This is a genomic window from Psychrobacter sp. AOP5-GZ1-6 (genome assembly GCF_052376345.1).
Lineage (GTDB): Bacteria > Pseudomonadota > Gammaproteobacteria > Pseudomonadales > Moraxellaceae > Psychrobacter.
The window spans coordinates 18,761-32,262 of the sequence record NZ_JBQSVP010000028.1 but is presented as its reverse complement, the minus strand read 5'-3'; the positions used below and the strand labels follow the sequence as shown (position 1 = coordinate 32,262).

The window sequence follows — 13,502 nt, the reverse complement described above, 5'->3', positions numbered from 1 at the left end:
TAAATCAATATGCTAGGTATTCTGAATTGACTAATTCAGCCGTAGACCGATCCTCATGCCAGGGTATATAACCTGTTAGTAAAAAAGTGAAGATAACTCGAGTGGGCTATTAAGAAACAGCTAGAAAGAATTTAGGGCTATATGGATCATTTAACCACTAAGTGCACTAATAAATACGGGTACCCAGACGGCGGTTACTAGACCGTTCACTGCCAATCCAAATGCAGCATAACGTCCCGCGGTTTGACTGATTTGCCAAGCTTCGACGGTACCAAAAGCATGAGCGGCTAGTCCAAGTGCTAGGCCTTTTGCACGATCATCATTGATACCACGAAACAAAAACCGCGCTAACATACCACCGATAAGCCCTGAGACAATAATAATTAAGTTGGCTAGGGCAAGGGGTGCTCCAATCAAATCAGCGACACTCAGACCAATCGGGGTGGTCACTGAACGTGTCGCAAAGGCAAGAATGGTGTCGTGACTTAATGACAGTAGATACGCTAATGACATCGGTAGTAATGCACCAACCATACTTGCAATGCCAACGATTAGTGTCAATTTTTTGACTGGCAACCCTTTAAAATTCATCGCTGCTAGCGGCACGGCTAGTAATACAGTGACATATCCTAATAGATGGTCAAATACGGGCTTGGCAACATCATAATAATCATCGTAATTCCATTGCAGAATGAACAAAAAGAGTAAGACAAGGGCTAAGGCAGTAATTACCATTGGCAACCATGCAAGCTTGCGTGCCAGTACACGAGCAATCACGTGTGCTGCTAAGGTTAGTACTATTGCTGCCAAGGTCGCCACAAATATATTGTCAAAACTCATCACAATTTCCTTGTTCTATATCACTCACAGCGATTATTTGTGCTCTTCAATAGTAGTGTGGTCAATATCGTTATTTAGCCAGTTGTTGGCAAGGATAGCCAGCCCCCACAATGGAAGCAACGTACTGATCATAATTGTTAGCATTACTCCCCATAGCTCGTCACCTAAGGCGAATAGTAGTAATCCTGCACCCGCAGAGACTGGTAAGAAAGCAAAGCCACTATCAACCAATAAAAGGTTACTGGCTTGCGTTAGCCAGCTTGGTAAGCCTTTGAGTAATCGCCATGTGATTAAAATGCAAAACATAGCGACCAAGCCGACAACATTGGCCGCTTTTTCGATACCTGCCCACTGACAGACAATAACGGCTGTCTCACGGACAATGATAACCATGATTAAAGTCAGGATTATTGCAAGCCATAGGGGCATATTAGAGGGATGAGTAGATTTCATAAGAAATGCTGGCCATGTCAGACATATAGGGTAGTTACAAGATTAGACTAGGGCGTGTCATCAATTAGATTGTGAGCCTTAAAATGAGAAAAATTGTAGATAAACAATGAAGCAATTGCCGTTGATATGAGTATATTGGCAAATTTGCTGATGATGTTTGGCAAAATTTAGCTATTTTGAGGCCACTACATCTATTAATATGCTAATTGATAACACGCGCTAGGTCATAATGCCTTAGTATATGTGTCCTATATATCAATGTTTGTTGAATAGATAACAAATGATTATATACAGAGTAATCAAACTAATAAAGTCTATAAGGTAATACCGTGCTTTGTTGTTTGGACTAGATATCAGTGTTCACGATATATATATCACAAAAAAAGATGACATCGATTGATATCATCCTCTTATTATGGCCTGTTGAACAGTCGAATATGGTACTAGCTGTGTCTTGTTTAGCTTTTATAGCTTTATAATCAGACCTTTACAATATTATATTTAAAATATTTCTATTTCGATGGATGTTCTGTTTCAGTGTTTAACGCATCGAAGTCATCAAACGCCTGTTCTTCAGCTGCCGTCATCGTCAGCTCTTCCTCTTCAGCAGGCTGCTCAAACTCTTCTAGTATCGGCATTAGTAGCGTTGCTTGCGCTAATGGCAATACATCTACAGGATCTAAATCGGCTTGACCAAGTAGTTGTCTGAGTCTATCACTTGGCAAGCGAATGGTTAAACACTCATGACCCGTATCATCATAGCTTTCTTCTTGAATGACACCGAGTTCATACAAGGTGTTTTTTAATTGTCCTGCATGATAGGGCAGCGTCAAATCAAAAGTGGTTAGTGTGCCAGTGAGCAACTGTTGCACTGCCAATGATAACTCTTCAATGCCCAAATTTTCCCTAGAAGAAACATAAACGCGATTAGGTTGGCCTTCACTAGCATAACCGACACGTGCAGGCTCGTCGGTCAAATCAATTTTGTTATAGACATTGAGTACAGGCACATCGTTGTCAATCTTAGCAAGTACGTCTTTGACTGCTTGAACTTGCTCATGCATGTCTTCACTAGAAGAATCGATGACATGTAATAATAAATCTGCCTCTAGAGTTTCTTCTAGCGTTGCATGAAACGACTCGACCAACTCATGAGGCAGATGACGGACAAAGCCTACTGTATCGACCAAAACCACACGTCCCACACCTTGCCAATCTAAGCGGCGTAGCGTTGGATCGAGCGTGGCAAATAGTTTGTCAGCCGCGTAAATGTTTTCATCGACCAAACGGTTGAATAGTGTGGATTTACCAGCATTGGTATAACCAACAAGCGATATCGTTGGTACATCTGATTTTTGGCGACGGGCTCGACCTTGTGCGCGTGTCTGTCTGACTTTCTCAATTTTACTTTTAAGCTGCATAACGCGTACTTGTAGCAAGCGACGATCCGTCTCAAGCTGAGTCTCACCTGGTCCACGCAGACCAATACCGCCTTTTTGACGCTCCAAATGCGTCCAACCTCGAACCAAACGCGTCGATAAATGATTCAGCTGTGCTAGCTCCACTTGTAGCTTACCCTCATAAGTACGGGCGCGCTGAGCAAAAATATCTAAAATCAAACCTGTACGATCAAGCACCCGACATTTTACCAATGCTTCAATATTACGCTCTTGTGAAGGCGATAAGTTATGGTTGAACAGTACGATATCGGCATCATGCTCGCGTACCAATTCTGCTATCTCTTCTGCTTTACCGCTGCCGACGAAATATCTGGCATCAGGACGTGCACGTGAACCAGTTACTAATGCCAAGCGATCTGCACCTGCTGAGTCTGCCAACAGCTCAAATTCACCAAGATCGTCAGGATCCTGAATTTGGCGGATGTCTAAATGTACTATAATGGCGCGTTCGCCACCTTCGTGTCTTTCAAAATAATCCAAAGATTGTCACCTATTTAATAAAGTAGAGATGTCGCTATTATATTAATCTAATAAACGTTTTAACAAACGTCGAAATAGCTTTTATATGACCTTCTATATAAGGTCTGATTGCTTGATGTTAAAGCGTATTGGTCCAATTATCGATATTTTTATGTTACAGAGCAGGTGATTGAATAAAATACCAACAAAAGCACTTCGTAACTCAGTGAACAAATCATCACTGACTGGCTAAATTTTGTTATACTCGCTACGTTTGCTTAAAATATACAATCATATGATTTTAATCACGAGGGATACAGATGAGCCAATCCAAGTCAGGCTTTTCACTCAGACAGCAGTTTGGTCGCGGTAAAAAAATCGCTGGTATGACAACAACGATCGCAGGAGGGCTAAGAACAGCCCAACGTATCGGTGCTTTTAGACAGCCACCACGTGAGAGATTGCCGCGCTATATTCAGACCTTTTGTCGTAAGATGGCAGGATCTTTTGGCGTAAAAGTTGTTGCGGTTGAACGAGTAGAGCAGCATCATGGCTTATGGGTATCTAACCATGTGTCATGGATGGATATTCCGGTTGTAGGGACACTGAGCCCAGCCTTTTTCTTATCCAAAGCTGAGATCGGTGAGTGGCCAGTATTTGGTAAGTTGGCTCATGCGGCAGGTACGGTGTTTATTGAGCGTGGTTCCGGTGATGCAGGCTCGGTTGCGGAGCAAATTGCTGATTTTCTAAAAAAAGGCTATTCCGTCATATTTTTTCCAGAGGCAACCACCACTGATGGCAAAAAAATCAAGCGTATTCATGGTAAATTGCTGCAAGCGGCGATAGACGCTGATGTACCAGTTCGTCCTCTAGTGATTACTTATGTCAATAAAGACGGTACATTGAGCAAAGAGTTACCTTATTACGGTAAGCTGACGATGAAAGACAGCCTCAAAAAAGTACTTGATAGCAAAGACATTACCGCATATGTATTACCGCTTGAACCGATAGATCCAAAAGGATTGAATAAGAGTGAGATAACCAATATCTTGCAAGCACGTATGCAAGAAGGTTTGACTGAGTTGCATAATCGAGTACTGACTAAAACAGCCCTAGAGCAATTGGCTGAAGAAAAAGCCTCTAAAGCATAAAACTTTGAGATAAGTAAGAGATGCTCAGAGTGTTAGATGGCTATTCATAAAAAGGCGCCAATCGCAATGATTATTCTTGCGATTGGTGCTTTTTCTTTTAGAAAGCTGTCGTCGGTTGATAATTTAATCAGTCGATAGTTTAAGGTGAAGGGTTTGGGTGCTGGGTATGTACGGCCTCAATGGCTTCTAATACATCTGCCGTTAGATCTACATTGACACTGTCGATATTAGATTTGAGCTGTTCTAACGAGGTGGCTCCAATGATATTACTGGTGACAAAATGACGAGAGTTTACAAAAGCCAATGCCATTTGAGCCATATCTAAACCTGCATCAGCAGCAATCTTGGCGTATTGAGCGGTGGCTGAGATGGCCTCTTCATTGGTATAGCGGGCAAAGCGATCATACATGGTTAGACGTGCGCCTGCTGGGCGTTTACCATCAAGATACTTACCTGACAGCACACCAAAACCGAGGGGTGAGTAAGCAAGTAGGCCTACGTTCTCACGATGGGCAATCTCTGCCATATTGATTTCATACAAGCGGTTCAATAGGCTATAAGGGTTTTGTACAGTGACAGGTGCAATTAAACCATTTTTATCCGCTTCCCACAGATAGCGCATGAGCCCCCATGCCGTATCGTTCGATAGACCATAAGAGCGAATGCGGCCTTTTTTAATCTCATCGTTCAATGCTTGAATGGTCTCTAAAAAAGGCGTCAAATCCTCTAGAGGTTGCGCTGCCATCTCTTCGGTATAACCAAGCTGGCTAAAAAAGTTGGTTTGGCGTTCAGGCCAATGCAGCTGATAAATATCGATATGGTCTGTTTGTAGACGCTTAAGATTGTCATCAATGGCGCCACTGATATGCTTCGCGTTGAAACGCGTCTGCCCATCACGCAAAAACCCCATTGGTGATATTTTGCTGGCAAGAATGACTTTGTTACGCTGTTTGGTTTTATTAAACCAAGTGCCCATAAAACGCTCTGTGTCACCTTGTTTGTCTTTATCTGGTGGCGACGGATACATCTCTGCCGTATCCCAAAAGTTCACACCCTCAGAGAGTGCCATATCCATTTGTTCATGTGCTTCAGACTCAGTATTTTGCTGCCCCCACGTCATCGTCCCTAGACAAATCTTGGAAACTTGTTCGTCGAGTTGTGGCAGTTTTTGATATTGCATATTGTGTCCTTATTATTGTACTAGACTTCTTGTATTAGACGAGCTGTATACCAGTCACACCAGGTGGTGTCACTTTAAATACTTTTACTTTAAACAGTAGTGATTGCCCAGCGAGCGGGTGATTGAAGTCTACTTCGACTTGGTCATCATCGATGGCACTAATCGTTCCGGGCAAGGTGTTTTTGCCTTTGTCTTCAAACTCAACCATCATGCCAATCTCTGGGTTGTCCGCGATTAGCGCAAACTGAGTACGGCTAAAATGTTGGATATTGTCAGGATTCCATTCCCCAAAAGCCTGTTCTGGCTCAAGATGGGCAGTGCGAGTGTCCCCTGCACGTAGGTTCATTAATACTTGCTCAAAGCCTGGCAACAAGCTCTCATCGCCAATTGTTAAGCTTACCGGTGTATCGCGACTAAAAGTAGAGTCAATCACCGTACCGTTTTCTAGTGATACTTCAAAATGCAGTTTTACTAGGCTACCGTGTGTGATACGGGTGTCTTCATTGGGATTGATAAATTGTGAGTCGGTCATAGTCAAAGGCCATTCGTTGCGAAATTGGGATGTTAAATCAAAAAATAATATAAGAAATGATAAGTCATCTGACAGCGTATGTAAGCGTAAAAAATGTAACGCAAATAGTGTACTATAGTCGGCTCAGGAAGGTTCATATCAGGACAGTTCATATATAGTCAATCCACTATGAAATAAATACAGCGATACGGGTTACATTTTGCGCAGCTTCTGTCTGCGTAGGCACAGCAAGCAAGAAAAATGTAGCCCATATCTAGTGGTTGTGCCTCTTTTATTTAGGGCTGACTATACTAGACAGGCGATTGAAATACTACAACTCATCGGCTGAGCAAGTATGAAAGCGTATCTGACTTATATGAGGTTGATTACGTATTTAGCGAATTTAAGAGAGAGTGGGCATATCGATGGCTAGTAAACAGCAGGGGCAAGTTAAAAAATGGCAAGACGATAAAGGTTTTGGCTTTATTGAAACAGAGAATGGTGGCTCATTATTTTTTCATATCAATGAGTTCAAAGCGCGTCGTCGTCCGGATGTCGGTGAGCAAGTGGTTTTTACACTTGGTCGAGACAATCAAGGGCGAATGCAAGCAAAAGATGTGCAAGAGCTCAAATTTGTCCAACAGAAAATGGCAAAAAAGAATCAACAAATACGTCAGCGTAACCATAAGCGAAGCGCGCAAGCAGAGTTTGAAGCAGGACAAAAGAAAAGGTTGTTTTTAGGTGCTGGGTTTTATGGTGTCTTAATCCTATTGGTAGTCATGGATAAACTGAATTGGCTAGTAGTCGGTTGGTATGCCGCGTTGGGTGTTATCACTTATACAATGTATGCCAAAGACAAAGCAGCAGCACAGAATGGTGACTGGCGTACGCCTGAGTCTACGCTGCACTTATTAAGTATATTAGGTGGCTGGGTAGGAGCATTGATTGCACAGACGTATCTACGCCATAAATCACAAAAGCCTGAGTTTCGTGTGACCTATTATTTGACCGTTGTTATTAATATGGCGGGGTTGTTGTTTGTGTTAGCGGGTGGTGGGTTGGAGGCTTTAAAAGGTTTGCTAGATTCTTTAATTTAGGAGTATTTGTTTATAGTTAACGGTAAAGTTTTGACACCCATATCTAAAATAAAATTTGAAAAGCCATAGGTCTTTAAGTGGCTTGTAAAAATGTTCTAGGTATCATAACTTCTACTTAATCTAAAATATTTTTATGGATGATTTTCAATATTTTTATTAGCTAACTGTTTTATTGCAGTAGATAGTTCTGAATAAGTAGCAATTATTGGGTTAAGTCGAAGTAAACTAGAGAGTACAATAGTTTTTTGGGTTCCAAGAGACTGAGTTAGCGCATCTGAAGACAAGATATAAAATTGCCATTGGTTCATATTAAGTGGATCAATCGTATCTTGTTCTTTGTGTATTAGCAGGCAAAATACGTAAATATCTGCTTGTCGCATCGTTGTATTTGAACGATTATCTATTTTAGCATCCCAGCCTTTAGTAGGACGTATACTAAATTGAATAGATGATAATTTTTTTTGATGCCATGTTTGAATAAAAGCACCTGATTTCACCTCAATTTTAATACCTTCTTTAGTTTTAATATCATATGCATCCCATTCTGCTCTATGACTATGATTCTCGCCAAGAGCAGATGCAACAATATATTCTGCTAAAATACCTCTCATAGTGTTACTTACTAGATCAGAGCTAGACCATTGCCAAAATGATAACAATTTTTCATTGAGAGGCTCTCCTTCAATATGGAAAAACTCTTCTCCTGACTTACATTTAACTTCTAGAGCGGGGTATTGTGTCATAACTTTTCCATAGCTTTTGTGAGTTATACCCAGTGCACCGATAAGAAATATTAATATAGCTAAGCCGTAATTTATCAGCAATCTTCATTTATAAGCATGCGACTGTATGGCTAGTTTTAATCTCTCAATATATACAATATTTGATTGTAGCGAAATCCTAAGCCAAAAAAAAGCGGATTACGAATACGTAACCCACCTTTTCTATTTATAAATCAAACCAGTGTACCTAACGACACGCAATTATGACTGTGGTACTTCACGCTTCTTTTCTAAAAACAGCATATCAATGACAATCAGCGCAACACCGATAGTGATGCCCATATCTGCGATATTGAAGATAGGATAATGCCAAACATCAGCATTGTGTACATGGATAAAGTCGATGACGTGACCATGTAGCAGGCGGTCGATTAGATTACCAACTGCACCGCCCAGCACCAATGCCAGTCCGAAAGATAATAGCGTGGCTTTACGTGGTGCCTTAATCAGATATACGACTAAAAACAGCGACATCAATAACGCCAATCCTGCAAAAAACCATTTTTGCCAACCACCAGCATCTGCCAAAAAGCTAAAAGCAGCGCCGTAGTTATATGCCAATGTCCAGTTCAGGAATGGCTCAATTACAGGTACTGGCTCATGAAACGTCAGCTTGGTTTCAGCCAGCCATTTCGTCCATTGATCAATGATGATGACGACCAATGACAACAGATACCATGTAAATGCACGACTGCCATTAGCGATTATTTTTGGCGTTTTTGTCAGGCGCCCTTTTGGTGTCGATGAGCTACCAGTCGTCGCATGCGCAGGTTCAGGTGAGCCATCACTTTGGATACGTGGTTGCTTACTCTCTGGTGGTTCTGTTGAGTTAGGCATAATGACGAACCTCACCATCACCGCTGACATTGGTCACACAGCGTGCACATAACTCAGGATGAGCACTATCAGTACCAATATCATCACGGACATGCCAACAGCGTACGCATTTGGTACCAGCCGCCGCACTGATATTTACAACCAAGTCTGCTGACTCTTCTGTACTACTATCTGTTTGAGCTTCTGTAGTTGCTGTTTTAGCAGGTGCAGCGCTCATTGGCTTTAAGGTAGCACTGCTAGTGATGAGTACAAAACGTAGCTCTTCGCCAAGCTTGGCTAAGCTTTCGTGCATTGCACCATCTGCATATAGCGTGACATCAGCAGAGAGATTGGCATTGATGATTTTTTCGCCACGTGCGGTTTCGATATGTTTATTGACCATGTCTTTGGCACGCATGATGTTTTGCCAATCATCGTTGCTGATAGTGCTTAGCTCAAGAGCAGGGAACTCATACCATTCTTCGGTGAATACATAGCCTGCTTCGTTACCGTTTTTACCTTCTAACACTTCCCACGCTTCTTGCGCGGTGAAGGACAGAATCGGTGTAATCCAACGAATCAACGCATGAGCGATATGATAAATAGCCGTTTGGGCAGAGCGGCGTGGCTGTCCATCAGTTTGCGTGGTGTATTGACGATCTTTGATGATATCTAAGTAAAAACTACCTAAATCCTGCGAGCAAAACGCGGTGATATGCTGAGTGACTTGGTGAAAGTCCATTGCATCATAAGCGCTAACGATTTGAGCTTGTACGGTTTGCGCACGTTCAATGATGAACTTATCAAGGCTAACCAGCTCATTGAGATCAACGCTATTGGTGGCTGGATCAAAGTCATCAGTATTGGCCAATAAGAAACGTAAGGTGTTACGGATACGGCGATACATATCGATTGCACCTTTAAATACTGTCTTACCAGCACTCATCTCGTAACGGTAGTCACTAGAGGCAATCCACAGACGCAACATATCTGCGCCCGTTTTATTGATTTCATCTTGTGGCTTGATGATATTGCCCAGTGACTTACTCATCTTGCGACCATTCTCATCAACCACAAAACCATGGGTCAATACTTGCTTGAATGGTGGACGCTCATATATGGCTTCGGATGTCAGTAATGACGTTTGGAACCAGCCGCGATGTTGGTCAGAGCCCTCTAGATACATATCCGCTGGGTTGGTCAATTCATCACGCTGATCAAGTACCGCAAAATGCGTCGTTCCTGAGTCAAACCAAACGTCTAGGGTATCAGTTGCTTTATCATAGTCAGCTGCCTCGCTGCCCAAGAAGTCTTCACAGCTGGCATCAAACCAAGCTTCAACACCGCCTTCATTGATTTTTTGTGCTGCGACTTCCATCAGCTCAAGGGTGTTTGGATGTAGCTCACCTGTTTCTTTATGAGTAAAGAAAGTGATGGGCACACCCCATGTACGCTGACGTGAAATACACCAATCAGGGCGACCATTCATCATAGATTCGATGCGGTTCTGTCCCCATGCTGGCGTCCAATTGACGGCAGGAATGTCAGCAAGTGCACGCTCACGCAGACCTTTGGCTTCCATATTGATAAACCACTGCGGCGTTGCACGGAAGATAATTGGTGACTTATGACGCCAGCAATGCGGATAGCTGTGTTCAATTTTGGTATGGTTGATTAAGTGACCGTTATCTTGCAAAGCCGCGATGATTTTAGGATTGGCTTTATAGATGTGTTCACCAGCAAACACCGCAGCACTATCTAAATAGACACCTGTGCCGCTCACTGGGTTTTCAACTGGCAAGTTATACTGAAGACCCACGATATAATCGTCGAGACCATGACCGGGTGCAGTATGGACTAAGCCAGTACCACTATCGGTAGTCACATGATCGCCTAAGATAAGCGGCACTTGGCGGTCTTCAATCAATGGATGCTGCGCGCGCAGACCTTCAAGCTCACGTCCTGATACCGTTGCTAAGACACCTTTATTTTCTAATTTAAGTTCCTCTACTGCTGTTTCAACGAGATCGGCAGCCAATAAAAAATTACCTTTTTCAGTCGCGACGACACTATAGTCACTGTCAGGGCTGACGGCGATGGCTTGGTTGGCAGGCAACGTCCAAGGAGTCGTTGTCCAAATGATGGCAGCGATATTGCCCAAGTCAGCTAAGGCTGCAACCTTGTCAGTATCGAGCACGTCAAAGCTTACATAGATGGCGTCGGATACTTTGTCTTGGTATTCAACTTCGGCTTCTGCTAGCGCAGAGCCACAGTCTAAGCACCAGTTGACGGGTTTCATACCGCGAGTGACGTGACCGTTTTCATAGATTTTGGCCAGTGCACGCACGATATTGGCTTCTTGGTGAAAGTTCATCGTTAGATAAGGGTTGTCCCAATCGCCGAATACGCCCAAACGTTTAAAGTCTGCTTTTTGTAGTTCGATTTGAGTGCTCGCATATTCACGGCATAGACCACGAAACTCCGTTGCAGATACTTTTTTGCCGACTTTACCGACTTTGGCTTCGACCTTTTGTTCGATTGGTAGACCATGACAGTCCCAGCCTGGTACGTAAGGCGCATCAAAACCTGATAAGGTTTTTGATTTTACGATAATGTCTTTTAGTACTTTATTGACGGCATGGCCTAAGTGAATCTGACCGTTGGCGTATGGAGGGCCGTCGTGCAGAATATATTTAGGAGCACCGATACGTGATTGGCGAATTTTGCCATATACATCATCTGCCTCCCAAGCAGCCAGCCAATCTGGCTCGCGCTTGGCGAGGTTTGCACGCATCGCAAATGGCGTGTCTGCAAGGTTTAACGTGTCTTTATAGTCGATAGATTCGGTCATAAGTAGTGTCTTTATCTAGTTATATAGTAAAAAGATGGTCATGCAATTCAATACGTAAAACGATGATTTCTAAATCTGTCAGGACGGCTAATGCAATCAAAGCCATCTATTATAGGGCAAATCACTGATTAAAAATAGGGCGTAAGAAGGTCTGTGTTGAGCAGGAAAAGGTGTGTTTGAAATTTAAAAACCCTGTTTGATATGAATAAGTTGTCATACTTTGAATCAATTTACTGCAATTGATTCAAAATGCTTAAAACGTTCAAGGTACAAAATGCATAATTAAAAGACAGAGCATGTCTAAGTGGTAGCAATCGTCAGCTGCTCTGCCAATGTAGAAAAGGCGTTTGTTTTATGTTCAAAGTTAAGACTAGACTGCAAATGATAAAGATGCTCATCAATCAATAAAATAAGTTTTTGTTCGTCTCTTGCTTCAATCGCTTTTACGATACCTAAATGCTCATCTTCGGCACAGCTAGAAGAGCCCACTTCATTATATAAACCAATAATCAACGTGGTGCGCAATGTTAGTTCGGTTAAAAATTTTTCTAGTACTTGGTTCTTTGCAATAGTTGCTAATTTCATATGGAACTCTCGTGACAATCGTAGCTCCGCAGGCTTATTTCCTTGTTTCCGCGCCTCGGCCTCAGACGCAATCATACGGCGCATATCAGCGATATCCTCTGCATCGGCATTTTTAATCACGCTGCAAGCCAAAGTGCGCTCAATAGTACGACGAGCTTCGAACACATCTTCTGCTTCTTTAGGAGAGGGTGTGGCGACGAATGCACCTTTGTTAGGTCGTATTTGTACGACATGCATGGTGGCAAGGGTCGAGAGTGCGCGCCTAACATTTGCCCTATTACAGTTGAATAAATTACTCAGCATCTGCTCACCAAGTTTTGTTCCGGCAGGTAGGCGCTGTTCTGATACTGCAGACGTGATTGAGTTAATGATTGCCTGTTCTGGCATCTCATCAATTTGCGTTTTTAAGTTTTTGGTTTTTGATGTAGTCATAGCCGGAATTATAGTGTGCTCTCCTCCTTTTAACAACAAAAATGAAGTTATCTATTGTATTGTTAACAAAAATAGTTAACAATGATTATTAACAATATTTTATTTTCCCATATCAAAAACCACGAAGAGTGAAATTTTATGCAGATTTTAGTAATGAACCCAAACTCAACGGTATCTATGACAGATAAAATTGTAGAAAGTGCTCGTCAAAAAGTAAGTGTTGATACTGTTCTTATCAGTGCTTCGGGCACAAATGCACCGGCTTCTATTCAAGGTCATTATGATGAGGCGATATCCGTACCAGGCCTATTGGATCGCGTACAGCAAGCTGAAGCTGAAGGCGTCGATGGTGTGGTAGTGGCGTGTTTTGATGATCCAGGTATTAATGCTTGCCGCGAGGTTTTTTCCGGACCTGTACTCGGTATTTGTGAGGCGGCAGTAAAAGCGGCAAGTATGATATCAACTTCGTTCAGTGTGGTCACGACGCTACCGCGCTCTATACCTATTATTGAAGAGTTGGTTCATGGTTACGGATTATCCCATCGATGCCGACGTGTACGTTCTGCGGCCATACCAGTACTTGCACTAGAAGAACCTAATTCAGGCGCACGTGAAAAAGTTCGTGATGAGATTCTACGTGCTGTAGAAGAAGATAATTGCGAAGCAGTGGTATTAGGCTGTGCGGGAATGGCTGATTTAACAGAGTGGTTGACAAAAGAGACAGGGGTTCCTGTTATTGATGGAGTAACGGTTGCAGTACGTATGGTTGAGGCCTTGGTCGGTTGTGGTCTGAAAACTAGCAAGGTTGGTGCTTATGCACAACCCATTAAAAGTTAAATCAAGGATAACTGAATATGTAAGTCATTAATATGTAAGTCATTAACG

General features: G+C 42.5%; 12 protein-coding genes. 3 read left to right on the top strand and 9 right to left on the bottom strand.

The annotated features are described in order from the left end of the window. Positions 1 to 150: 150 nt before the first annotated feature. The 3 genes from ACT3RN_RS05910 to hflX all read right to left on the bottom strand — a co-directional run bounded on the left by ACT3RN_RS05910 (position 151) and on the right by hflX (position 3,233). On the bottom strand, positions 151 to 840 hold the full coding sequence (locus ACT3RN_RS05910) for an LrgB family protein (protein ID WP_192520424.1): 690 nt from the start codon (positions 838 to 840) through the stop codon (positions 151 to 153). A 33-nt stretch (positions 841 to 873) separates the two neighbouring features. Then, on the bottom strand, positions 874 to 1,293 hold the full coding sequence (locus tag ACT3RN_RS05905; protein WP_192520425.1) for a CidA/LrgA family protein: 420 nt from the start codon (positions 1,291 to 1,293) through the stop codon (positions 874 to 876). A gap of 512 nt (positions 1,294 to 1,805) precedes the next feature. Next, the gene (gene hflX, locus ACT3RN_RS05900; RefSeq protein WP_192520426.1) at positions 1,806 to 3,233 is read right to left on the bottom strand and encodes a ribosome rescue GTPase HflX; all 1,428 of its coding nucleotides are present in this window, start codon (positions 3,231 to 3,233) and stop codon (positions 1,806 to 1,808) included. Positions 3,234 to 3,532: 299 nt separating this feature from the next. Between hflX and ACT3RN_RS05895 the strand changes: the two genes are divergently transcribed. Next, positions 3,533 to 4,363 carry a lysophospholipid acyltransferase family protein gene (locus ACT3RN_RS05895; protein WP_192520427.1) on the top strand — a complete coding sequence of 277 codons (831 nt, stop codon included), beginning with the start codon at positions 3,533 to 3,535 and terminating at the stop codon, positions 4,361 to 4,363. Between the two features lie 139 nt (positions 4,364 to 4,502). Here ACT3RN_RS05895 and ACT3RN_RS05890 read toward each other — a convergent pair whose 3' ends face one another. Continuing rightward, a complete protein-coding gene (locus ACT3RN_RS05890) occupies positions 4,503 to 5,543 on the bottom strand; it encodes an aldo/keto reductase (protein WP_192520428.1) in 1,041 nt (346 codons plus the stop codon). 34 nt (positions 5,544 to 5,577) lie between these two features. Beyond that, the gene (locus ACT3RN_RS05885) at positions 5,578 to 6,075 is read right to left on the bottom strand and encodes an FKBP-type peptidyl-prolyl cis-trans isomerase (protein WP_192520429.1); all 498 of its coding nucleotides are present in this window, start codon (positions 6,073 to 6,075) and stop codon (positions 5,578 to 5,580) included. A 404-nt stretch (positions 6,076 to 6,479) separates the two neighbouring features. On the opposite strand from ACT3RN_RS05885, the gene ACT3RN_RS05880 reads away from it, so the two are divergent. Then, positions 6,480 to 7,151 (top strand): DUF1294 domain-containing protein, encoded by a 672-nt coding sequence (locus tag ACT3RN_RS05880; protein ID WP_442069839.1) that lies wholly within the window; start codon positions 6,480 to 6,482, stop codon positions 7,149 to 7,151. Positions 7,152 to 7,282: 131 nt separating this feature from the next. On the opposite strand, the gene ACT3RN_RS05875 is transcribed toward ACT3RN_RS05880, so the two are convergent. The 4 genes from ACT3RN_RS05875 to ACT3RN_RS05860 all read right to left on the bottom strand — a co-directional run bounded on the left by ACT3RN_RS05875 (position 7,283) and on the right by ACT3RN_RS05860 (position 12,617). Next, complete coding sequence (locus ACT3RN_RS05875) at positions 7,283 to 7,894, bottom strand: hypothetical protein (RefSeq protein WP_442069837.1); 612 nt, start codon at positions 7,892 to 7,894, stop codon at positions 7,283 to 7,285. 240 nt (positions 7,895 to 8,134) lie between these two features. Continuing rightward, the gene (gene lspA / locus ACT3RN_RS05870) at positions 8,135 to 8,770 is read right to left on the bottom strand and encodes a signal peptidase II (protein WP_192520064.1); all 636 of its coding nucleotides are present in this window, start codon (positions 8,768 to 8,770) and stop codon (positions 8,135 to 8,137) included. After that, entirely contained in the window at positions 8,763 to 11,600 is a 2,838-nt protein-coding gene (gene ileS / locus ACT3RN_RS05865; RefSeq protein WP_192520065.1) for an isoleucine--tRNA ligase, read from the bottom strand. Before ileS ends, lspA begins: the two co-directional genes overlap by 8 nt. A gap of 300 nt (positions 11,601 to 11,900) precedes the next feature. Further along, a complete protein-coding gene (locus tag ACT3RN_RS05860; RefSeq protein WP_442069835.1) occupies positions 11,901 to 12,617 on the bottom strand; it encodes a GntR family transcriptional regulator in 717 nt (238 codons plus the stop codon). A gap of 138 nt (positions 12,618 to 12,755) precedes the next feature. Between ACT3RN_RS05860 and ACT3RN_RS05855 the strand changes: the two genes are divergently transcribed. Next, positions 12,756 to 13,454 carry an aspartate/glutamate racemase family protein gene (locus ACT3RN_RS05855; RefSeq protein ID WP_442069833.1) on the top strand — a complete coding sequence of 233 codons (699 nt, stop codon included), beginning with the start codon at positions 12,756 to 12,758 and terminating at the stop codon, positions 13,452 to 13,454. Positions 13,455 to 13,502: the final 48 nt, after the last annotated feature.

Excerpts from the sequence above, each read along its gene's own strand:
- ACT3RN_RS05880 (WP_442069839.1), top strand. The coding sequence starts at position 6,480 with ATGGCTAGTAAACAGCAGGGGCAAGTTAAAAAATGGCAAGACGATAAA.
- ACT3RN_RS05855 (WP_442069833.1), top strand. The coding sequence starts at position 12,756 with ATGCAGATTTTAGTAATGAACCCAAACTCAACGGTATCTATGACAGAT.
- ileS (WP_192520065.1), bottom strand. The coding sequence starts at position 11,600 with ATGACCGAATCTATCGACTATAAAGACACGTTAAACCTTGCAGACACG.
- ACT3RN_RS05860 (WP_442069835.1), bottom strand. The coding sequence starts at position 12,617 with ATGACTACATCAAAAACCAAAAACTTAAAAACGCAAATTGATGAGATG.
- ACT3RN_RS05905 (WP_192520425.1), bottom strand. The coding sequence starts at position 1,293 with ATGAAATCTACTCATCCCTCTAATATGCCCCTATGGCTTGCAATAATC.
- ACT3RN_RS05895 (WP_192520427.1), top strand. The coding sequence starts at position 3,533 with ATGAGCCAATCCAAGTCAGGCTTTTCACTCAGACAGCAGTTTGGTCGC.
- ACT3RN_RS05910 (WP_192520424.1), bottom strand. The coding sequence starts at position 840 with ATGAGTTTTGACAATATATTTGTGGCGACCTTGGCAGCAATAGTACTA.
- ACT3RN_RS05890 (WP_192520428.1), bottom strand. The coding sequence starts at position 5,543 with ATGCAATATCAAAAACTGCCACAACTCGACGAACAAGTTTCCAAGATT.
- lspA (WP_192520064.1), bottom strand. The coding sequence starts at position 8,770 with ATGCCTAACTCAACAGAACCACCAGAGAGTAAGCAACCACGTATCCAA.
- ACT3RN_RS05885 (WP_192520429.1), bottom strand. The coding sequence starts at position 6,075 with ATGACCGACTCACAATTTATCAATCCCAATGAAGACACCCGTATCACA.
- ACT3RN_RS05875 (WP_442069837.1), bottom strand. The coding sequence starts at position 7,894 with ATGACACAATACCCCGCTCTAGAAGTTAAATGTAAGTCAGGAGAAGAG.